23 protein-coding genes are annotated in these 19,687 nt (G+C 61.3%); 18 read left to right on the forward strand and 5 right to left on the reverse strand.

The features are described from left to right. From MAMT_RS09835 to argH, 15 genes are all read left to right on the forward strand, one after another. Positions 1-220: roadblock/LC7 domain-containing protein (locus tag MAMT_RS09835; protein WP_178087068.1), on the forward strand; the 220-nt coding region annotated here is incomplete at its 5' end. A gap of 20 nt (positions 221-240) precedes the next feature. Next, positions 241-828, forward strand: coding sequence for a protoglobin domain-containing protein (locus MAMT_RS09840; protein ID WP_142660862.1), 588 nt, complete (start codon positions 241-243; stop codon positions 826-828). Positions 829-1,047: 219 nt separating this feature from the next. Then, complete coding sequence (locus MAMT_RS09845; RefSeq protein WP_142660863.1) at positions 1,048-1,635, forward strand: protoglobin domain-containing protein; 588 nt, start codon at positions 1,048-1,050, stop codon at positions 1,633-1,635. Positions 1,636-1,732: 97 nt separating this feature from the next. Continuing rightward, positions 1,733-2,572, forward strand: coding sequence for a F0F1 ATP synthase subunit A (locus MAMT_RS09850; protein ID WP_142660864.1), 840 nt, complete (start codon positions 1,733-1,735; stop codon positions 2,570-2,572). Positions 2,573-2,650: 78 nt separating this feature from the next. Further along, entirely contained in the window at positions 2,651-2,860 is a 210-nt protein-coding gene (locus tag MAMT_RS09855) for an ATP synthase subunit C-like protein (RefSeq protein WP_024808426.1), read from the forward strand. Between the two features lie 6 nt (positions 2,861-2,866). Beyond that, on the forward strand, positions 2,867-3,412 hold the full coding sequence (gene atpF, locus MAMT_RS09860) for a F0F1 ATP synthase subunit B (protein ID WP_142660865.1): 546 nt from the start codon (positions 2,867-2,869) through the stop codon (positions 3,410-3,412). Positions 3,413-3,428: 16 nt separating this feature from the next. Further along, positions 3,429-3,821 carry a F0F1 ATP synthase subunit delta gene (locus MAMT_RS09865; RefSeq protein ID WP_142660866.1) on the forward strand — a complete coding sequence of 131 codons (393 nt, stop codon included), beginning with the start codon at positions 3,429-3,431 and terminating at the stop codon, positions 3,819-3,821. 45 nt (positions 3,822-3,866) lie between these two features. After that, positions 3,867-5,417 carry a F0F1 ATP synthase subunit alpha gene (gene atpA, locus MAMT_RS09870; protein ID WP_142660867.1) on the forward strand — a complete coding sequence of 517 codons (1,551 nt, stop codon included), beginning with the start codon at positions 3,867-3,869 and terminating at the stop codon, positions 5,415-5,417. A 30-nt stretch (positions 5,418-5,447) separates the two neighbouring features. Next, positions 5,448-6,320, forward strand: coding sequence for an ATP synthase F1 subunit gamma (atpG, locus tag MAMT_RS09875; protein ID WP_142660868.1), 873 nt, complete (start codon positions 5,448-5,450; stop codon positions 6,318-6,320). 28 nt (positions 6,321-6,348) lie between these two features. Then, complete coding sequence (gene atpD / locus MAMT_RS09880) at positions 6,349-7,761, forward strand: F0F1 ATP synthase subunit beta (protein ID WP_142660869.1); 1,413 nt, start codon at positions 6,349-6,351, stop codon at positions 7,759-7,761. Next, positions 7,758-8,171 (forward strand): ATP synthase F1 subunit epsilon, encoded by a 414-nt coding sequence (gene atpC / locus MAMT_RS09885; RefSeq protein WP_142660870.1) that lies wholly within the window; start codon positions 7,758-7,760, stop codon positions 8,169-8,171. Before atpD ends, atpC begins: the two co-directional genes overlap by 4 nt. A gap of 6 nt (positions 8,172-8,177) precedes the next feature. Continuing rightward, positions 8,178-8,501 carry a DUF971 domain-containing protein gene (locus MAMT_RS09890; protein ID WP_142660871.1) on the forward strand — a complete coding sequence of 108 codons (324 nt, stop codon included), beginning with the start codon at positions 8,178-8,180 and terminating at the stop codon, positions 8,499-8,501. A gap of 81 nt (positions 8,502-8,582) precedes the next feature. Continuing rightward, the gene (gene tilS / locus MAMT_RS09895) at positions 8,583-9,545 is read left to right on the forward strand and encodes a tRNA lysidine(34) synthetase TilS (RefSeq protein ID WP_178087069.1); all 963 of its coding nucleotides are present in this window, start codon (positions 8,583-8,585) and stop codon (positions 9,543-9,545) included. Between the two features lie 29 nt (positions 9,546-9,574). Further along, on the forward strand, positions 9,575-10,264 hold the full coding sequence (locus tag MAMT_RS09900; RefSeq protein ID WP_246186641.1) for a pseudouridine synthase: 690 nt from the start codon (positions 9,575-9,577) through the stop codon (positions 10,262-10,264). Continuing rightward, positions 10,261-11,646 (forward strand): argininosuccinate lyase, encoded by a 1,386-nt coding sequence (argH, locus tag MAMT_RS09905; protein ID WP_142660874.1) that lies wholly within the window; start codon positions 10,261-10,263, stop codon positions 11,644-11,646. The genes MAMT_RS09900 and argH overlap by 4 nt, the downstream gene beginning before the upstream one ends. Before the next feature lie 38 nt (positions 11,647-11,684). Here argH and MAMT_RS09910 read toward each other — a convergent pair whose 3' ends face one another. Next, positions 11,685-13,400: a cytochrome c biogenesis protein gene (locus MAMT_RS09910; protein ID WP_142660875.1), complete on the reverse strand. Its 1,716-nt coding sequence runs from the start codon at positions 13,398-13,400 to the stop codon at positions 11,685-11,687. A gap of 197 nt (positions 13,401-13,597) precedes the next feature. Here MAMT_RS09910 and MAMT_RS09915 point away from each other — a divergent pair, with 197 nt between their 5' ends. The 3 genes from MAMT_RS09915 to MAMT_RS09925 are packed head-to-tail and all read left to right on the forward strand — an operon-like array spanning position 13,598 to position 16,252. Then, complete coding sequence (locus tag MAMT_RS09915; RefSeq protein ID WP_142660876.1) at positions 13,598-14,857, forward strand: bifunctional 3,4-dihydroxy-2-butanone-4-phosphate synthase/GTP cyclohydrolase II; 1,260 nt, start codon at positions 13,598-13,600, stop codon at positions 14,855-14,857. Further along, on the forward strand, positions 14,850-15,614 hold the full coding sequence (locus MAMT_RS09920) for a hypothetical protein (protein ID WP_142660877.1): 765 nt from the start codon (positions 14,850-14,852) through the stop codon (positions 15,612-15,614). The genes MAMT_RS09915 and MAMT_RS09920 overlap by 8 nt, the downstream gene beginning before the upstream one ends. Then, entirely contained in the window at positions 15,602-16,252 is a 651-nt protein-coding gene (locus MAMT_RS09925) for a hypothetical protein (protein ID WP_246186642.1), read from the forward strand. Before MAMT_RS09920 ends, MAMT_RS09925 begins: the two co-directional genes overlap by 13 nt. Positions 16,253-16,273: 21 nt before the next feature. Here the strand turns inward: MAMT_RS09925 and MAMT_RS09930 are convergent, their stop codons facing one another. The 4 genes from MAMT_RS09930 to MAMT_RS09945 all read right to left on the reverse strand — a co-directional run bounded on the left by MAMT_RS09930 (position 16,274) and on the right by MAMT_RS09945 (position 19,606). After that, positions 16,274-16,765 (reverse strand): DUF1318 domain-containing protein, encoded by a 492-nt coding sequence (locus MAMT_RS09930; RefSeq protein WP_142660878.1) that lies wholly within the window; start codon positions 16,763-16,765, stop codon positions 16,274-16,276. A 41-nt stretch (positions 16,766-16,806) separates the two neighbouring features. Beyond that, positions 16,807-17,370, reverse strand: coding sequence for an NUDIX hydrolase (locus tag MAMT_RS09935; RefSeq protein WP_142660879.1), 564 nt, complete (start codon positions 17,368-17,370; stop codon positions 16,807-16,809). 90 nt (positions 17,371-17,460) lie between these two features. Next, positions 17,461-18,987 carry a CHASE2 domain-containing protein gene (locus MAMT_RS09940; protein WP_142660880.1) on the reverse strand — a complete coding sequence of 509 codons (1,527 nt, stop codon included), beginning with the start codon at positions 18,985-18,987 and terminating at the stop codon, positions 17,461-17,463. Next, positions 18,977-19,606, reverse strand: a complete 630-nt coding sequence (locus tag MAMT_RS09945) for a J domain-containing protein (RefSeq protein WP_178087070.1) — start codon at positions 19,604-19,606, stop codon at positions 18,977-18,979. The genes MAMT_RS09940 and MAMT_RS09945 overlap by 11 nt, the downstream gene beginning before the upstream one ends. Between the last annotated feature and the right edge of the window lie 81 nt (positions 19,607-19,687).

The raw sequence follows: 19,687 nt of genomic DNA on the forward strand, positions 1-19,687 counted from the left end.
AACCGCCCTGGGGCTCGGGCGGCGGATTTGCGAAACGTTCGGTGGCGGGGAATTCCGGGAAACGAGCGTCTCGGGAGATCAGGGCCAGATGTATATCTACTCGGCGGGCTCCAAAGCGGTCCTGGGAGTGGTGGCGCGCCTCGGAGCTAATGTCGGGCTGATCCACCTCGAGGCGCGGGATGTAGCCAGCCAGGTCAGCCAGGTCCTGGAGCACCGATAGGTCGGGCTGGAGGGCATCGAATGGCCGCTAACCTCACTGGCGTCACCGATGCGGTTTTCGCGCATCTTCCTCCGGCCGCTCGGTTTTCGAACGAGGATGGAGCCTTCCTCATCGGGCATGCATCGGAGTTGGCCGCTCTCGAAGACCAGTTGGTTCAAGGATTCTACGACATCCTGTTTGCCCATTCCGAAACCGCCCGCATTCTCAGCGGAGGCGAGCGGACGGAACGGGAGATGGCTCTCCGCCATTGGTGGCGACGCACGCTCGAAGGTCCCTTCGACGCGCACTACTGGGAATGGCAGGCGGCGGTGGGCTTGATTCACGTTCGCGTCGGGGTGACCAACCCGATGATGATCGGCATGTGGGGCTGGCTCTTGAATGCTCTCCAAGGAGCCCTTGTCGAGAAGCTCAATCTTCCGCCTGAGGAGGCCGGCCGTCTGATGGAAGTCTTTCACCGTCTGGCGGCCACCGTGCAGGCTGTGATTGCCGAGAGCTACCTCCAGAATTATCTGGCCGTCCTTGCTAATTCGACCGGGATGTCCCCGGAGCTCATCCATCGCCTGGTCGCGGTCGAGCTCGCCGGGCTCGACCCGTCCGCGCGGGGATAGAAACGCCCAGGCGCTTCCGGCATGGAGGCTGCCGGTATTCTCTTGAAGTTTTCTTTGCGCCGGTGGCGTGGCTCCGCTACAAGACGAACCGTGATGCTGTTTCTACGATTGCAGCCGGGGCCTGCCTCGGGAACGCCGTCCCCCTCCATCGGGCAGAGTAGCGGTGTAGCGCCTTCCCTGGACTCGAAGAGCGCTCGGCATGTCTCGGGAGACTGATCGATGTCGACCTCCCTCGCGGAAATCACCGAATCGATCTTAGCGCAACTTCCGCCCTCCACCCGTTTTTCGAGCGAGGACGAGGCTCTCCTTTTGCGTCTGGCGCCCGCCTTGGCTCCCCTGGAAGACCTTCTGGCGAAGGGATTCTACGACACCCTCTTCGCCCATCCTCCAACCTCCGCCGTCTTCAGTTCAGGCGAGCGGGCGGAGCGGGAGATGGCTCTCCGGCGCTGGTGGCGGCGTACGCTCGAAGGTCCTTTCGATGCCCGCTACTGGCAGTGGCAGGCAGCCGTGGGCTTGATCCACATTCGGCGCGGCGTGAGCAATCCGATGATGTTGGCCATGTGGGGCTGGATCCTCAATGCCTTGCAGGGTGCTCTCCTCGAGAGGGTCAAGCTCCCTCCGCAGGAGGTGGCCCGCCCGATGGAAGCCCTGCATCGACTGGCCGCGACCGTGCAGGCCCTGACGGCCGAAAGCTACCTTCATCACTATCTGCTCGCGCTCTCTCACTCCACGGGGGTCTCGATCGACCTAGTCCACCGGCTGGTCGCCGTCGAGCTCGCCTCATTCGACCCTTCCGCTCACGGGTAGAAAGGAACTTCTCGCAGCCTCTGGATCTTCGCTTGCCCATTTTTGTCTCATTTTTTCTTTGCATCGACTCCTCTCCTCCCCTAAAGGAGGAAGCTCAATGTTTTTCCTAGCGACGGCCGAGGCTAGCAGCCATCCACCGCTTGTTCATCCTGCGGCTCCCACCCTTTTCTCTCTGGGTCCGCTCCCGATCACGGCATCAATGGTGCAGTGCTGGGTGATTCTTCTGCTTCTTTTTCTCGTGATCCGCCTGGGAACCACCCGCCTGCAGATGGTGCCTTCGGGCCTGCAGAACGCGATCGAGGCTTCCGTCGAGGGCTTGGAGCGTCTCACGCGAGGTCTGCTGGAGCCCAAGGTTGCCGACTGGTGCTTTCCCCTCGTCGCCACCTACTTCATCTTTATCGCCGTCTCGAATCTGACCGGCTTAATTCCCGGCGTCGGCACGATCGGCTTTGGGCTAGCGAAGCCGGGCTCGCACCTGCCGTACTCCGTCGAGCACCCCCACATCTCCCTTCTTCGTCCTCCGACCTCGGATGCCAACATGACGAGTGCCATGGCCGTGATCTACTTCTTTGTGAGTCTCTACTGGGCTCTCAAGTATCACCACGGCCCTTGGGGGCTTCTCGTTCATATCTTCGGGGTGAAGGGCGGCATGAAGGGGTGGATTCTGATCCCGCTCGCCGTCCTCTTTTTCGCGGTCGGCCTGATGGAAGCGCTGTCGATCGTGATTCGTTCGATTGCCCTGGCCATGCGACTCTACGGCAACATCTACGGGGGCGAGTCGGTGCTTGTGCTCATGACCGGTATGTTGGGGGGCCTTGCGGCCGTTCCGTTTTACTTCTTCGAATTCGCGGTGGCGCTGATCCAAGCCTTGATCTTTACGCTTCTTGCGATCGTCTTCACGGGCACTCTTTGCTCCCACGAGGAGTCCCACAAGTGAGATGCTTTCAGGCCGCGGCGTCGGCCCGAATCCTGAACCAGACAAAACCAGGCAGTAGAAACTAGGAGAGTGACTCGTATGATGTTCCTTGCGGAAATGAGTGGAAATATCGCAGTAGGTCTTGCGGCCACCGGTGGGGCGATCGGGGTCGGCTTGGCCGCCTTGGGCGCAGCCGGTGCGATCGGCCGCAATCCCGGCTCGTTCGGCCTCGTCTTTACGACCGCGCTTCTGGGCATGGCGCTTTCGGAAGGGTTGGCGATTCTGGTCTTCTTCGTCGTGGGAAGGTAATCATCGATGGGGGACGCACTCGTTCAGCTCGGAATCGACTGGCCCAGGTTCATCGCCCAGACGATCAACTTCGCGATCGTTCTCTGGGTCTTGAACCGGTTCGCCTTTCGACCGGTTCTGCGGCTTCTCGAAGAGCGCCGGGCGCGCATCGCGGAAAGCCTGCAAAACGCCGAGCGCATCCAGAAGGAGCTTGCGGCGGCCGAAGAGGCGCGAAGGGAGATCCTGCAAAAAGCGAATGCGCAGGCTTCCCAACTCATCGCCGATGCCGAGCAGACGGCTCGGCTGCAGGGAGAGAGGCTGCTCAAGGAAGCGACAGAGGAATCCGAGCGCATTTTGGAGAAGGCTCGGGCGCGGACGGAGCAGGAGCAGCGGGAGAGCCGTGCCGTCGTTCGCCGTGAGGTAGGAGAGCTCGTGCTCGCCCTTACCGCGAAGGTCTCCGGGAAAGTGCTTTCCGCCGAGGACCAGGAGCGGCTCCGAGCAGAGACCGTGGCGCAACTTTCTTCTCCCAATCGCGGCGACACTCTGCCCGCCGCGGACGCCCAAAGGAACTGAAGGGAAGCGTTTCGACGTGAAGATTTCCCGGCAGGCGCGACGCAAAGCAAAGATCCTCTTCCGGCTCTGCCTGGATGGCGAGGCCCTGGATCCGGGGCGGGTGCGGCAAGTCGTGGCGGCGCTTCTCGATCAGAAGCCGCGCGGCTATCTTCCGATCCTGCAGCGCCTTCGCCGGTTGATCGCCTACCGGGTCGCCGAAAACACCCTCTCCATCGAGAGCGCGGCCCCTCTGCCGGACGAGGGCCGCTCGCTCTTTTCCGAGCTGGAAGCCCGCTACGGCGCCGCGCTCGAAAAGCGCTACTCGGTCCGTCCGCAGCTGATCGGCGGCATGCGCATCCAGAAAGGGAGCACAGTCTGGGACGGTTCCATCTTCCAGAGGTTGCAAAGATTGGAATCTTCGTTAGCCTAAGAATCGTTCCGTTTCTATCACCCAACCCACATCACTTTCACTACCATGAGCACCTTACTCGAAGAGATCGAAAATCGGATCGCCGACCTGCGGCGGGAAGTCGCCAAGACCGATGTGGGCACCGTCCGGGAAACGGGCGACGGCGTCGTGAAAATTGAAGGGCTCGGCAATGTGGGCATGAACGAGATCCTGGAATTCCCCGAGCGGCGGGACTCCTTCGGCCAGCCGATCCGCGCCCTGGCTCTTAATCTCGAGGAGACGGAGGTCGGCGGGGTGATTCTCGGGGAGTTCACCGAGATCCGCGAGGGAGACCCGGTGCGCTCGACAGGGAAGCTGCTTCATGTCCCTGTGGGAAAGGAACTTCTTGGGCGGGTGCTCAGCCCCTTGGGCCAGCCCCTGGACGGAAAGGGCCCTATCGAGTCGGCGACCTTCTATCCGGTGGAGAGGATTGCGCCCGGAATCATCCGGCGCCGCTCCGTCAGTCAGCCCGTCCAGACCGGGATTGCCGCAATTGACAGCATGATCCCCATCGGCCGCGGGCAGCGGGAGCTGATCATTGGCGATCGCGCCACGGGCAAAACCACGATCGCGGTCGACACGATCCTCAATCAGGCCCGGATCAATCGCGCCAATGAGGGAAATCCCGGCTACCGGCCGCTCTACTCGATCTATGTCGCCATCGGCCAGAAAAACGCCAACGTCGCGCGTGTGCTCGATGTCCTCGATTCCCATGACGCCCTTGCCCATACGATCGTCGTCGTCGCGGCGGCTTCCGAGCCGGTGACGCTCCAATATCTCGCGCCCTTCGCGGGTGCGTCCATGGGCGAGTGGTTCATGGAGAACGGCATGGATGCCCTCGTCGTCTTCGACGATCTCTCGAAGCATGCGGTCGCCTATCGCCAGCTTTCCCTGGTCCTGAAGCGTCCTTCCGGGCGTGAAGCCTATCCGGGCGATGTCTTTTACCTCCACTCCCGCCTTTTGGAGAGAGCGGCGCGCACGAGCGAGCGGTACGGCAATGGAAGCTTGACGGCCCTACCGATCATCGAGACCCAGGCCGGAGATGTCTCCGCTTATATCCCGACGAATGTCATCTCGATCACCGACGGTCAGATCTATCTGGAGACCGATCTCTTCTATCAAGGCATTCGGCCGGCGATCAGCGTGGGGCTTTCCGTCTCGCGGGTCGGCTCGGCGGCGCAGATCAAAGCGATCAAGCAGGTGGCCGGCAAAGTGAAGCTCGAACTCGCCCAGTTCCGCGAACTGGCCGCCTTTGCTCAATTTGCCTCGGACCTGGATCCCGCGACCAAGGCCAAGCTCGACCGCGGCGCGAGGATCGTGGAAATCTTCAAGCAACCCCAGTACAACCCTATCTCAATCGAAGTCCAGGCGGCCACTCTCTGGGGCGTGCAGAACAACTTCTTCGATGCGGTGCCGGTGCCGCAGCTCAAGGCGTTTCAGGAAAAGCTCGTCCAATTTCTCCAAAGCCGGTATCCGGCGGTCCTCGAGGAGATTCGTCAAAAAGGCGCCTTCGATGAGGGGATCACGAAGTCGCTCAAGGGGGCATTCGAAAACTTCACGCAAACCTATACCGCGTAGGCGCTCGACCCGCTTTCCGCCACTCTCCCCATGGCCAGCACCCGCGAAATTCGAAGAAGAATCCGGTCGGTCAAGAACACCGCCCAGATCACGAAAGCGATGCAGATGGTCGCCGCCTCCAAGATGCGACGAGCCCAGCTACGTGCTCTCGAAGGCAGGCCCTATCATAAGCTTCTGGAGGAGATCGCGCAGAGCCTCGTTCCGCAGGCGAATCAACTCCGGCATCCTCTGCTCAACCCGCGTCCGGTCCGCCGGCGCGCGGTGCTCGTGATCGCGACCGATAAGGGACTTTGCGGCTCACTGAATACCAACCTCTTCCGAGAGATTTTCCATCGGCATGCACCCGACCGGGTTTATGTCAGCGTCGGCCGAAAGGCGAGGAGCTTTCTTGCCAACTTGCCGAACCCCACGGGGGCGACGCTGCTTGCCGCCGATTTCGAGTTGCGCGACAACCTGACGTTCCGGGAAAGCAAGCGGATCAGCCGCTTCCTTCTGGACAAATTTGCGAGCGGAGAGATCGATGCAATCGAGATCGCGCATTCCCACTTCGTCAACGCCCTGGTGCAGACGACCGAGATTCGCCCGCTGGTCCCACTTGCGCGGGAAAGCCTCTCCCAGGGCCAGCCTGCAGCGGCGGCGCCGGCGGTGCCGGACAATTTCGAGCCTTCGCCGGAAGAGCTCCTCGATGCGCTTTTGCCCTTTTTCGTCGACTGGAACATCTATCTGGCGATTCTGGATAGCCTTGCCTCGGAGCATAGCGCCCGCATGATCGCGATGAAGAATGCGACCGAAAACGCGAAGCAGTTGGTTGGCGATCTGACGCTCGAGTACAATCGGGCGCGCCAAGAAGGAATCACCCGCGAGCTCTTAGAAATCGCCACGGCGCAGATTGCGCTCGAGTGAGGCTCTGCGCGGAGAGGAGAAATCGTTCATGAGTACAGGTAAAATTGTCCAAGTCATCGGTCCGGTCGTGGACCTCGAATTCCCGGAAGCGGAGGTTCCCGCGATTTACAACGCCCTGTTGGTCCGCTTCACACGGGAGGATGCTCCCGTCGAGCTCACGCTCGAAACGCAGCAGCATCTGGGCGAAGGGTGGGTTCGGGCCGTGGCTATGTCGAGCACCGATGGGCTCCGTCGGGGCATGGAAGCGGAAGACACGGGAGCGCCCATTTCGGTGCCTGTGGGACCTGCGGTCCTCGGGCGGATTTTCAACGTGCTGGGGGAGCCGGTCGATGAGCGCGGTCCCGTGGCCGCGACGAAGCATTACCCGATTCATCGACGAGCACCCGATCTGGCGGCCCAGAGCACCAAGGCTGCGATTTTGGAGACCGGGATCAAGGTCATCGACTTGATCTGCCCCTTTCTTCGGGGCGGGAAGGCGGGCGCCTTCGGGGGCGCAGGCGTCGGCAAGACCGTCGTGATCATGGAGTTGATCAATAACATCGCTAAGGCGCACGGAGGCTTTTCGGTCTTTGCCGGCGTGGGCGAAAGGACTCGTGAGGGAAACGACCTCTACAACGAGATGGCGGAGGCGAAGGTCATCAACTTGGAAAATCTCTCCGAATCCAAGGTTGCCCTGGTTTACGGGCAGATGAACGAGCCGCCCGGAGCCCGGCTGCGGGTCGGTCTCTCCGCTCTCTCGATGGCGGAATATTTCCGGGACGAGATGAATCAAGACGTCCTTCTCTTCATCGACAACATCTTCCGATTCTCCCAGGCCGGCTCCGAGGTCTCCGCTCTCTTGGGCCGCACGCCGAGCGCCGTCGGCTACCAGCCGACTCTCGCCTCGGAAATGGGAGCGCTGCAGGAGCGCATCACTTCGACCCGAAGCGGCTCGATCACCTCGTTTCAAGCGGTCTACGTCCCTGCGGACGACCTCACCGACCCCGCGCCGGCGAATACGTTCGCTCACCTCGATTCGACGATCGTCCTGGAGCGGTCGATCGCCGAGCAGGGGATTTATCCTGCCGTCGATCCGCTTGCCTCGACCTCGAAGGCGCTTACGGCGGACATCGTGGGAGAGGACCATTATGGTGTGGCCCGAGGCGTGCAGCGCGTTCTTCAACGCTATAAGGACTTGCAGGACATCATTGCGATCCTTGGCATGGACGAACTCTCCCCCGAGGACAAGCAGACGGTCTTCCGGGCCCGCAAGATTCAGCGTTTCCTAAGCCAGCCCTTCCATGTCGCGGAGATCTTCACCGGGACCAAGGGGGAATATGTTCCCGTAGCCGAAACCATTCGGGGGTTTCGCGAAATTCTCGACGGAAAGCACGACGAGGTGCCCGAGGGGAATTTCTACATGAAGGGCACGATGGACCAGGTTGTGGCGAGCGGGAAATGAGTCAGCTCCAGGTCCATATCGTCACTCCGGAAGGGGTGCGCTTTGCGCAGGACGCAGAAATGGTAACTCTTCCCGGAGTGGAAGGAGAAATGGGCGTCTTTGCGAATCACGAGCCCTTGATCACGCGCATCGTGCCGGGAGAGCTTGTGCTTCAAACGGGGGAAGAGCGAAAGGTCCTCGCGGTCGGAGAAGGCTTTGTCCGGATTTCCGCGGACCGCGTCGTGCTTCTGTGCGACATGGCCCTTTACGAAGAGGAGATCGAGGAGGCCAAAGTCGCGGAAGCGGTCGAGCGGGCGCAGCAGGCCTTGCGCCAAAAAGAGCTTGGCGAAGAGGAGCAAGCGGCCACGGCTGCTCTCCTGGCCCGGTCTCTCGCTCAACTCAAGGTGAAACGCCGGCGCCGCCCGGCCTAACTGCTCGTGCCCTCCTCGCTCGCTCTTGCGGATGCTCAGACCATCGGCACCGAACTGGCGATCCGATGGGTGGATGGCAGGGAAAGTTACCTCCCTTTGGAGCTTCTTCGGCGCAACTGTCCTTGCGCCCTTTGTCAGGGGGAAAGCACCGCGACGGCGACCTTTGCTCCCAAGCAGACGAACTATTCCCCGGCAAGCTTTGTCGTGCGCTCCCTCCAGCCGGTCGGAGGATATGCGCTCCAGATCGTCTGGGCGGACGGCCACGCAACGGGCATTTATCCCTACTCCTATCTACTCTCGCTTGCCGAAGAAGAGCCTCCCTCGGGATGAAGGTTTCCCGGGGCCTTCGCCCGACCTGGGGCGTTGCCTTGCGTCCTTTCCCGACTCCCTCTATGCTGCTCTCTACAATCCGTGCACCCGGCTAATCCTGCCTCTCCCGTTCTCGATCGGATTCACTCCGCCGTAGCAGAGCTTCCCGTCCGGCTTCTCGCCGCGGTTTCCGGAGGGCTCGACTCCTGTGTACTCCTTGATTCGCTGGTTCTAGCCGGGAAGAAGCCGATCGTTCTTCACCTGGACCACGGGTGGCGTCCAGAGAGTGGGGAGGATGCGGTCTTCGTCGGGCGGCTTGCGGCCTCCTACGGGCTTCCTTTCCTGGAAGAAAAGGCCGCCTCGGGCGGATTGGGTTCGGAGGCGATGGCGAGGAAGCGGCGATATGACTTTTTCGCGCGAGCCGCCCGCTCGGTGGAATGCCGCGATCTCGCCTTGGCCCATCATGCAGGCGATCAAGTGGAAACCCTTCTTCTGCAACTGCTGCGCGGTGCAGGCTCCCATGGGCGGGGAATGCGGGAAACCGAAGCGTACGGCAGTCTATGCCTTCGCCGGCCTTTTCTCTGGGTCGAACGGAGCCTGCTTCGGGAGTACGCAAAAGTTCGCAAACTTTCATGGCGTGAGGATCGCTCGAACCAGGATCGCCGCTACCTTCGAAACCGAGTTCGCCACGAGCTTCTCCCCTATCTGGAGGAGCGCTTTTCTCCCCATATTCGTCGCTCCTTGCTCCGCTTCTGCCGAGTGAGGGTGGCCGAAGAGGAGTGGATGACCGAGCTTGTCCGTGAAAGGGCCGAGAGAAGCAGACTCTCGATCGCGGAACTTCAGGACTCTCCCCTGGGCCGGCAGCGGCGGCTGATCCATCTCTGGCTTCGCCGGCGAGGCGTCCCGGACCTTTCCCTGGACGACGTCGAGTCGGTCCGGCGGATCGCCCACGGACGGCGCAGCGCCAGCCAGTTCACCCTAGCCGGCGGGTGGAATGCGGTTCGGGAGGATGGGGAGATCTGTCTGAAGCACCAGCCACTGCCATGCGTCTCAATCAATACTTAGCCCGCTGCGGCCTCGGATCCCGCAGGGGTGTGGAACCGCTCATCTTCGAAGGCAGGGTGACGGTCAACGGGCTGGTCCAAAGCGGCCTCGCCGTTCAAGTCGAGGAGGGGGACGCAGTTGCCATTGATGGTCGTCCGGTGCATCCCGCGTCGACCCTTACGGTTCTTCTCCACAAGCCGAGAGGATTTCTCTGCACCTCCTCCGATCCCCGGGGACGCCAGACCGTTTACGAACTTCTGCCTCCGCGCTGGAGAAGCCTCCGTTATATCGGCCGTCTCGATCGAGACAGCGAAGGGCTCCTGCTATTCACCAGCGATGGTCTCCTGATCCAACGGCTGGCCCACCCGCGACACAAAGTTTCGAAGGTCTACGAGGTGGAATGCGATCATCCTTTGGAGGCAACTCGTGTCGCTACCCTTCTCCGCGGATGCCGCATCCAGGGGCGAACGGCCTCCCTCGACTCCTTCCATCTCCTTGGCTCGCGGCGCGTTCGCGTCGTGGTCCATCAGGGAATGAAGCGTCAAATCCGGCTGATGTTCCAAGGTCTCGGCTATAAGGTCATTCGGCTTGTCCGCGTGGCTTTAGGCCCGCTCACTCTCGGCTCGCTTGCGGCCGGTCAATACCGGCTCCTTTCCAGAAGCGAGACCGAAGCGCTTCTGCACGCAGCGGCTCCGTCTTCTCCAGCCGCCCCAGGGAGGCATCGCGCCCGCTCTTTATGAATCCCTCCATTTCGCCTTGGGGAGGCCGTTTCCACGAAACACCCGATATCCTGTTCCGACGTTTTTCCGAATCGGTCAGCTTCGACCAGCGTCTCTATCGGCACGATATTCTCGGAAGCATCGCTCATGCGACCATGTTGCACGAAGCGGGTCTGCTGGGCGCCGAAGAACGCGAAGAGATCGTCCGCGGATTGGAAGCCATTCAAGAAGAGATTGCTAAAGGCGTTTTCCCCTGGTCGACCGATTGGGAAGATCTCCACATGAATATCGAGCGGGCGCTGATCGCCCGCACTCCGTGCGGAGCAAAGCTGCACACCGGCCGAAGCCGGAACGATCAGGTCGCCACGGCCCTGCGGCTTTGGGTGAAGGAAGAGATCGATTCCGACAGGGAAGCCATTCGCGCCGTCCAGTCGGCCTTGGTCGATTGGGCGGAGCGGGACGTCGATGTCCTGATTCCGGGCTACACGCATCTCCAGCGGGCGCAGCCGGTTCTGCTTGCCCACCATCTGCTGGCCTATGTGGAAATGCTTTCCCGCGATTCCGACCGGCTCCGTGAGGGCCGGAAGCGGGCGGACGTTCTACCCCTTGGGAGCGGAGCGCTCGCCGGGAGCACGCTTCCTCTGGATCGCCATCGGGTCGCGGAACTTCTCCATTTCTCGCAAGTGGCGCGCAACTCCATGGATGCGGTGAGCGACCGGGACTTCGTGGTGGAATACCTGGCTTCTTTGGCACTGCTTGGAACGCATCTCTCCCGCTTTGCGGAAGACTTGATTCTCTGGTCGAGCAGCGAGTTTGGACTCGCGTCGCTTCCGGAAGGCTTCACGACGGGATCGAGCCTGATGCCCCAAAAGAAGAATCCGGATGCACTCGAGCTGGTTCGCGGGAAGACGGGTCGCCTCTCTGGCAATCTTCTTTCGATCCTGATCCTGCTCAAGGGGCTGCCTCTGACCTACAACCGTGACCTACAGGAGGATAAAGAAGCCCTGTTTGATAGTGCCGACACCGCACTCGGCTGTTTGCGGATCCTGGCGGCACTGATCCCCGGCGTCGTCGTCCATCGGGACCGGTGCGAGCAGGCCGCTTCCGATCCCATGCTGCTCGCCACGGATCTTGTCGATTGGCTTGTCAATCATGGGATGGCTTTTCGGGAGGCCCATCACGCGGTCGGCCGGCTGGTCGCTCTCGCCGAATCGAGGGAAGTCTCCCTTGCCGAGCTTCCCGCCGAAGACGTTGCTCCTCTGCACCCCAAGCTTCCTAGCGAATGGAACGAGATTTGGAGCCCTCGAGCGGCGATCGAGAGAAGGCAGACGGAGGGTTCTTCCCGCCCTATCTTCGTGCGAGCCGAGATCGAGCGGTGGCGAAGAGAGCTGCGCTCGGCATAGACGTCGCCCCCTTGCCGAAGCGCTGAGGGGAAGCAGGCTTACGAACGGCTGATTTGCGAGGCGGAGACCGGGGCGACTCTCCCACGTTCGTCCGCCCGCCGCTTCCACCAAGCCCAGGAACACCAGAGGGCGAAGAGGAGTTGGGCCAGAGCAAAGCCGGCTACGGGGCCGACCGCACCGCTGCCGAAGCCATAGCTGTGCAGACCCTTGCCCAGCACATAGTTGACTCCGTACCAGGCCATCAGAACGCTCAGGAAGCAGAGGACGGAGCCGATGGCGAGGCCGAACTCGCCCCACCAGCCGGCGATGCGTCCGTGAAGCAGGGCCAGGTAGCAGAGGAGCGACACCAGAGCCCAAGTCTCTTTCGGATCCCAATCCCAAAAGCGGCCCCAGGAATAATTGGCCCAAACCGCCCCAAGCACGACCCCGGCCGCAAGGAAGAAGACGCCGATCTGCAGACAGCGGTAGATATATTGTGTGAGAATGGGCTCCTGCCGCTTTTTGTCCGGAGCTTGCCGCAACCATCTCCATAGATAGAGATCTCCCAATCCGAGCGCCAAGCCGAAGGCAGCGTAGCTCAACGTGACGCTCAGGACGTGGACCGTGAGCCAAAAGTTATTCCGGAGAACCGGGACCAAGGGCTGGAGAGAGGGATCGAAAATCAGGGGCTGGGTTTGAACGAAAAGAAGGCAGAGAACCGCAATCGGCATCGCGGCCAGAAGAAGATAGCGGGAGCGGTAGACCGCTTCGAGCAGGAGCGCGAACAGGACGACTCCGAAGGCCACCCAGATCACCGACTCGTACATGTTCGTGACCGGCGGCCGGCCGGCCAGCAAGATTCGACAGGCAAAGCCGTAGATCTGGAAGAGAAGACCGGTCAAAGCCAAGCCCCATCCAGCGAAATAGCCGAGCCGGCGCCCCCATGCGCTGGTCAAAGCAAGACAAATCGCCGCCGCGGCGTAGCAGATCCAGGCCCATCGCCAAGGTTGGAGTTCGCGATAGGCTTCCTCGAAGCGGAGCTTCCCCGCCTCGGGGTAGCGGGCAGGGCTTAGGCTCCGCAGCTCCTCTGCCAGGGCCAAGGCGGCGGTGCCGGCTTCCGCATGTTTGCCGGAGAGCACGGCGGCCCGCATCTTGTCCCAAGACTCCTCCAATTTCGTCGTGACCTCGACCGGGTAGACCGCCTTCGCTTCGGCGAGCGTAAGCCACTTCTTCTCTGTTCCCGCCGGCTCGGGAACGATCGTCAAGGCGCTACCGGAAACAATACGCGAGAAAAGATCCATTCGATCCGTCAGCCCGCGCACGGCTCGTTCGATCTGAGCCTGGGATGAGTCCTCCCCCTCGGCCGATCTCCCACTGGCTCCTAAGCGGAGCACGAGAGCCCGCAAGGCCGGATTGCTGCTCAATTCGTCATAGGAAAAGCGTGTCCGCGAGGGGGGAAGGCCGAGGGCCTCCCGCAGGATCGGCTCGCCGACCAGAAGGATGGGCTCCTTTTCCCATCCATCGGGGGAGAGCCAAAGGGAGAGCAGGAGAGGCAGCGCCTCCATCTTCCCCCGATCGGGTAGGGCGACACTCTGTTTGCCGGTGAGCAGAAGACAGCTTTCGCTGGCAAAACTCGTCAGCGGTTTCTTTCTTCCATGATCTTGAACGGCGATTTGCGCGAAGTCCCGTTCCCAGGCGGTCTTGGCCCCCGCCGAGGAGGAGCAAATCGCCCAGAAAGAGAGAAAACAAGAAAAAGAGAGGAGAACGGCACGCATCGGTTTGCGCCGAGATTAATCATCGAATATATAGTAAGCAATCTCGCGATAGAGAGAAAAATCTCCTTGTCATGGGCAATTCTTTCGGCTGCTCCGTCTTTTTGTCTCCCTTATTATGCAATACGCGGTCGACTGCCCGAAGGGCGTTTTCGGCACCTTGACCGCCGGCTCAAGCCTGGTCGATCCCCTTATCCCCTATGACCCATTCCTCCTTCTCTTCGATTGAACAAGTGCTCGACGATCTTCGCCAAGGAAAGTTGGTGATCGTCGTCGACGATGAGGATCGAGAGAACGAAGGAGACTTCGTCGCATCCGCACAGCTCTGCTCGCCGGAGACGATCAATTTCATGGCCCAGCATGGCAGGGGGTTGATTTGCGTGCCCATCACCCGGGAACGGGCGGACGAGCTCAGCCTGGCTTGGATGGTTGCTCCGCAGCAGAACACGGCTCTCCAGGGGACTCCCTTCACCGTTTCGGTCGACTACACGATCGGTACCCGAACCGGGATTTCAGCGGCCGACCGGGCCCAGACGGTTCGTGCCTTGGCCGATCCCCATGCGGTGCCTGCCCACTTTTGCCGGCCGGGCCATATCTTTCCGCTCCGGGCAGCCGAGGGAGGGGTGCTCCGGCGCGCAGGGCATACCGAGGCGGCCGTGGATCTCATGCGGTTGGCTGGGCTTTTCCCTGCGGGAGTGCTGGTCGAAATTTTGAACGCAGACGGAACGATGGCCCGAGTACCCGACCTCCTTCGCGTGGCTTCCGAGTTCCATCTGAACATTGTCACGATCAAGAGTCTGATCGCCTACCGATTGCGGACAGAGTCGCTGGTAGAAAAGGCCATTACCGTGTCTCTACCGACCGTCTTCGGCCATTTTTCCCTGACCGCCTTTCGGGACGTACTGACCGGGCAGGAACATCTGGCGCTCACGAAGGGGACTTGGTCTCCGGAGGAAGCCGTGCTGACTCGGGTCCACTCGGAGTGCCTGACCGGAGACGTGTTTCATTCGTTGCGCTGCGATTGCGGGGAGCAGCTCGCGCTTGCATTAGCGCGAATCGAGCAGGAGGGGAAAGGGGCTCTCCTTTATTTGCGACAAGAGGGCAGGGGGATCGGCCTGCTGAACAAGCTGATGAGCTATAAGCTTCAGGAGGCGGGGCTCGACACCGTGGAGGCGAACGTCGCCCTTGCTTTCGCCCCGGACAACCGGGATTACGGGATCGGCTGCCAGATTCTTCGCGCCTTAGGCGTGCATCGCCTGCGGCTTCTGACGAATAATCCAATCAAGCGGATCGGGATCGAAGGGTATGGGCTGGAAATCGTGGAGCGCATTCCTCTCCATGGGGAGCCGAACCAGTACAACCGGCGCTATTTGCAAGCCAAGGTGGACAAGCTCGGTCATCTCATCCCGAATGCGCTCTTCGAGGGGCTTCCTCCCGACGCAAAACTCACCGATGGTTGAGTTTCCTTCCGTGGATTCTTTCTATTCCTTCCGGAGCCGTTGGTCCGGCTGGCTGGGCCCGGCGCTACTCTCGGCCCTCCTGCTCCTAAGCGGAATTCCTCAACTGCCGGCGCAGGAACCCACGCAACAGGAGTGGATCGTGATCAGCGGTGGACCGGCGCTTCGATTTTTCGAACACGGCAAAACCGATTCACACGACAAGTATTGGGGCAACTTCATTCGGGCGGCCGTTGCCCGACTCGAGCAGTTGCAGTTGCAGGCGCAAGGAAGGTCGGGAATCACCATAACATGGCTCGTCTATCGACCGGCCTACGCCTCTCGCGGCCAGGAAGAGAAGCTCGACATCCTCCGCAACATCGTCGACCAGGCAAATGAATTGAAACTCGCTCTCCTCTGGTTCGACAGCACCGAGCAGCTCGTCAACTACATGAATGCCGGACATGATCGGAAAGTCATGCCGATTGGGAGCCTGGATTATTTCGGCCATGCGAATCGAGCCTGCTTGATGTTCGACTACAGCACCTATTTTGACAACATGTCGAAGGGATACCTTCATGAGAAGGATCTGCGTCAGATCGAGCGGAAGGCGTTTCTCCGGCGGGCAACGGTGAAAAGCTGGGGCTGCCACACAGGGGAGGACTTTTCTCTCTGGTGGAAGCGACGGTTCGGGCTTCCCATGGTCGGCGCCGTGGGGCGCACGGACTATGCCACGGCAAGCCTGCCGTATCTGTCCAAGGGAGCGAAGTGGACCCAGTGATCCTCGCCCGCCGCTCTCTCTCGCTGGGCGGCCTTCTCTCCTCTCTCCTTTTGCTTTCCTTGGCGCACGGAGAGGAGCTCCCTTCGCAAGCGACTCCACCACCCGCGCCGGTTCTCCCTTCGGCAAATCCGAGCGATGCGTCCGCCACTCCGGCCGGCGAAGCCGTCGCATCCGCGCAACCCGTCCTGCCGCCTCCGCAGCAGGCCCCGGAACCATTGACTCCACCAGCGGGCGTGCAGGTCGAGGAGTTTGTCGGACACCGTTCGTACGACAAGGATGGAAGTGGATGGGGTTGGGTAAAACGTGCCAATGAGCCCTGGTCGGCCGCCAAATGGGTCGTATTCGAGGAGACTCCCGGAGGCGTTGTCGCGCCGTGGAGACTGCTGAATAAAAAACGGACCGCTGATCAGGACTTTGACTATCGCCTGCGCGGCTATGTCGCTCCGTTCTCCGTATACGACCCCCATACCGACGAATTTTTGGCCGTGTTCGTTCCCGAGCGCGTGGAACCGATCGGCCGGGCGGCAGCTCCGCCGGAGCACCCTGGACCTCCCTTCCATCGAGTACGGGTTCCCGACTTAACCTCCTCAGTATTCGTGACCGACCCGAACATTCAAGCGCCCACCCCCTTTCGCTGATGGGCGAGCCCTGCAGGCTCGCTATCCCCGTTTCCCTTCCCCCGGCTCTTCTTTCTTGCTCCAGCTTCCATCGGGCATCTGGACATATTCCCCGGGGAAAGCGTCGTCCTGCCACCGCTCTCCGTAGTGCGCCTCCACCCGGGATAGGCTTTCGCCCTGCTTTCTGGCCTCGGCCGAATAGAAAAGATAGCGGGATCGATTCTCTTCCTCGACGATTCGCACCGCATAGGAGCGGTAGGCGCTTTCCTGCGGTTCGGCGACGAATTGGAGATACCCGTTTCTGGTCTCCCCGATGATGCGGGCGTTCTTCAAGGACTGCACCTCCGCCATCCGCATTCGTCTTCTCTGCTGCAGATTGCTCGCCGGGGCTCGGGCCCCGGATTGCAGAGGCGGACTCCGGATCTCCGTATCCAAGTCGACGTCGAAGAACAGAGGCTGGGAAGATCGGAGCTGGAGCTGAGCGCAAGCGCTCAACGCGACGAGCAGGGGAAGGGTGAAGAGCAGCTTGCTCAACCTCGCCGGATCGCTTCGTTCACGACGCGTCCGACAACGCCTTACCTCGCCGCACGGAGGAGAAATTGGTGTCGTAGTCGGCTCCACAGGTGAACGAACACCGGGGAAAAAAGATCCGGGCCAACACGAATTTCCCTTTCCAGATCGGGGATCCCGAGGAATCGCCCTTCGGAGATCTCCTCCGGATCCAGACGGAAAGGTCCGTCGGATTCCCCAAGATAGACCCAGACAAACTCGTTGCCGGTTTCTCGCTGCGCGTCGAGCTTGCAGACCGGCCGAAGAGAAATCGGGTGGGTGAGACCGAGTTCCTCGCCGAGCTCTCTCCTGGCGGCCTGCTCGTAGGTCTCCCCCGCGTGGAGATGGCCGCTGCAGGAAGAATCCCAAACCCCGGGATTGAGATCCTTCGCAAGCGAGCGTTTTTGCAAAAAGATCTCTCCTCGCGCATTGAAGAGGAGCGCGTGAACCGCGCGGTGGCGCAGTCCGTCCCGGTGAACACACGCACGGGTCTTTTGTCCGACGACGCGGTCTGCGGCATCCACAATATCGAAAAGCTCCGGGAGACCGTTCAACCTTTCACCCTTTCGTCCGCCGTTCCCTCCTTCCATGCCCCTTTTTCCCCTTCAAGGCAAGATCCTCCCCTTGGGCGACCCGGTTTTTGCTTCCTCCGGTTCCCGGAAGGCAGAATGTCCGCCTGCTTATCCTTTGCCAAGATCGCCATTTTGATCGGAAAGGCCCTCGATTCGACGGCGCTCTTCCAGGCGCCGTAAGGCGCCTTGCAGGCGAGATCGGGACGGGGAGGGGGGACTGCCGCCCGCGCTAGGAGCGGAAGGGCTTCTTACCGGATTCTCCTGCACTGGGTCGGAAAAGCCGGTGCGGGAGGGGGGCGGGGAAGCGGACACTTCCAAGACAAGCGTCTGCGCCTCGGAAGATCGGGTCTGCCGCAAGGGAGAAAAGTTCCACAGACGCACCGCCATTCCGCAAAGGACAGCACCCAGGGCGGAGAGCAGGAGGGTACAGAGAGGAAGGGTGAGACCCACGAAGAAAAAGGTGACGACGGAGACGGCGACCAGAGAAGCGAAGAGAATGGCAATGGCCGAGATGGCGCCGAGGACAGGAAGCCTGACGAAAAGTCGCGCCCCCCAAAGGCAGAAGGCAAAAGCCATCACGGCGGCGAGAAACCAGGGAAGCGGACGGATCAGATCTCCTTCGACGATCTGTCGGGTAATCTGCATCTGGAGTTCCACGGGCGTCATGGGCCCCAACGGAGTCACCATTTTCGGAACGATTGCTCCATCGGTCACGCCGATCCAGACCTGCCTCCCGCGAAGAAGGGGAAGCTCGTCTTCGCTCAACCGTCCTCGGGATGCCTGATTGGCAGAAACGAGATAACTATCGTAATCCACGCGCGGGATGGTCTTCGGGGAGTGGCGATAGCGCAGGGCGATCCGCCCCTCGGCATCCACGGGAATCGTCCGGAGTCGCTTCCCATGCCGGTCGCGAAGGATGATGGCGTGACCCAAGCGCACGGTCGCCTGGGCCAGATCCGCCCCGAGGTAGACGGCCCCCGCCTGCAGCGCCAGAGAGGGAACCAGTGCCTCCTTGACTCGGAAGACCAACGGGAGAGAGCGGACCTCCTCGGAGCCGACATCGAGATTGGCTAACCCGACGGGGCTTGCGCCGGCAAAGGTTGCTCCCGGCCAGATCACGGAGCGATACTCTGTCAAGTCGCTGAGCTTGGCCGCGCCCGGAAGGCGCATCGCCCTGGGGGGGAGCGGTTCCCCCTGCTGCTCGCCCAACAGCGCATCCGCCGCGAAACAGACATGCTCCATGCGCCGGACAAGAGAGGCAAACGTCTGATCGAAGGAGCTCATCTTCGTCCCGTTTTCACTCAAGAGAACCTCGAAGACGACGCTCTGAGGAATCTGTTCCAGCAGTCCGCGCAGGCAAAGGGCGTATTCGAGCCGAGGCCATGGCCAGGGCCGGTCGGCCGGAATGTGGTCGATGGCGATGAGAGCGAAGTGGCTGCTCTTCGAATCGGAAGCGGGAATCTCTTCCCAGCGGGCGACCTTCTCCTCCCATCCTGACAGGATGCCCTGATAGGCAAAGAGCGTCAGAAGAACGCACCAGAGGGAGGCCAGCAGCCCCGCAACCCGAAGGCTCCTTTTCTCGTGCGGCGGCAATCCGGACCTTGCCGGAGACGGAGAACCCTGGTCAGTTTGCATCGGGCAGTTTTTCCCATCCACGATCCCGCTTCGCAGGAAACATCCGTTCCAACTCTCGTTCCCACCGCCGGACTCGATATTTCAGGGTGCGTGCTTCCTTCTTTGCCTCGGCGATTCGCGTCCGAAGCCAGGCCTCGACTTTCGGTCCCGTCGTCTTCTCCCACGCGCCTCGTCCGCAGCCCCATGCCAAATCTTTTCGATAATTTCCGAGTTCTTGAAGCAAGCGTGCCAGGGTCTTCTCCGCTTGCGAGACCCTTTCGGCCAGCCAGGAAAGCGTTTCTCCTTCGACCATGGCGCTGTCGTCCTGGAGGCACATGGACTCCAATAGCTCGAGGTCACCCGCCTGATAGGCGAGTTGTACGGCCCTCCACTGCTCCATCTGCTTCCCATCTCCCGCCCCATTCACGTCCGGATGGAGTCTTCTGGCCATGATCCGGTATGCCTTTTTCAGCCGCCTCCGCCTCTCCCCGGTCTCCCCGGCCTCTCGGATTGCCCAATCGAGGCACCCGCCCTTCGAATCCTTCGGCGATTCGGGTGTCTGCGACGGGCGCCCGGAGGAGCGCCTCTCCAACAGATGACGATAAGCCAAGGCAGGACCTTGCTCTTTGAGGCAGCTCATCGACTCGACCTCGAAGACAAGCCGTCGGAGTGCATGGAGACATTCTTCCGCTCGCGCAAGTTCCCGCGCCAATCGGGGAAA

Source organism: Methylacidimicrobium tartarophylax, from assembly GCF_902143375.2.
Taxonomy (GTDB): Bacteria; Verrucomicrobiota; Verrucomicrobiia; order Methylacidiphilales; family Methylacidiphilaceae; genus Methylacidimicrobium; species Methylacidimicrobium tartarophylax.

What these genes read in the sequence shown, in the direction of transcription:
- MAMT_RS09945 (WP_178087070.1), bottom strand. Translation starts at nt 19,606, where the DNA reads ATGAGCTGCCTCAAAGAGCAAGGTCCTGCCTTGGCTTATCGTCATCTG.
- atpF (WP_142660865.1), top strand. Translation starts at nt 2,867, where the DNA reads ATGGGGGACGCACTCGTTCAGCTCGGAATCGACTGGCCCAGGTTCATC.
- MAMT_RS09850 (WP_142660864.1), top strand. Translation starts at nt 1,733, where the DNA reads ATGTTTTTCCTAGCGACGGCCGAGGCTAGCAGCCATCCACCGCTTGTT.
- MAMT_RS09855 (WP_024808426.1), top strand. Translation starts at nt 2,651, where the DNA reads ATGATGTTCCTTGCGGAAATGAGTGGAAATATCGCAGTAGGTCTTGCG.
- MAMT_RS09920 (WP_142660877.1), top strand. Translation starts at nt 14,850, where the DNA reads ATGGTTGAGTTTCCTTCCGTGGATTCTTTCTATTCCTTCCGGAGCCGT.
- atpG (WP_142660868.1), top strand. Translation starts at nt 5,448, where the DNA reads ATGGCCAGCACCCGCGAAATTCGAAGAAGAATCCGGTCGGTCAAGAAC.
- MAMT_RS09910 (WP_142660875.1), bottom strand. Translation starts at nt 13,400, where the DNA reads ATGCGTGCCGTTCTCCTCTCTTTTTCTTGTTTTCTCTCTTTCTGGGCG.
- atpA (WP_142660867.1), top strand. Translation starts at nt 3,867, where the DNA reads ATGAGCACCTTACTCGAAGAGATCGAAAATCGGATCGCCGACCTGCGG.
- atpC (WP_142660870.1), top strand. Translation starts at nt 7,758, where the DNA reads ATGAGTCAGCTCCAGGTCCATATCGTCACTCCGGAAGGGGTGCGCTTT.
- MAMT_RS09935 (WP_142660879.1), bottom strand. Translation starts at nt 17,370, where the DNA reads ATGGAAGGAGGGAACGGCGGACGAAAGGGTGAAAGGTTGAACGGTCTC.
- argH (WP_142660874.1), top strand. Translation starts at nt 10,261, where the DNA reads ATGAATCCCTCCATTTCGCCTTGGGGAGGCCGTTTCCACGAAACACCC.
- MAMT_RS09940 (WP_142660880.1), bottom strand. Translation starts at nt 18,987, where the DNA reads ATGCAAACTGACCAGGGTTCTCCGTCTCCGGCAAGGTCCGGATTGCCG.
- atpD (WP_142660869.1), top strand. Translation starts at nt 6,349, where the DNA reads ATGAGTACAGGTAAAATTGTCCAAGTCATCGGTCCGGTCGTGGACCTC.
- MAMT_RS09845 (WP_142660863.1), top strand. Translation starts at nt 1,048, where the DNA reads ATGTCGACCTCCCTCGCGGAAATCACCGAATCGATCTTAGCGCAACTT.
- MAMT_RS09840 (WP_142660862.1), top strand. Translation starts at nt 241, where the DNA reads ATGGCCGCTAACCTCACTGGCGTCACCGATGCGGTTTTCGCGCATCTT.
- MAMT_RS09915 (WP_142660876.1), top strand. Translation starts at nt 13,598, where the DNA reads ATGACCCATTCCTCCTTCTCTTCGATTGAACAAGTGCTCGACGATCTT.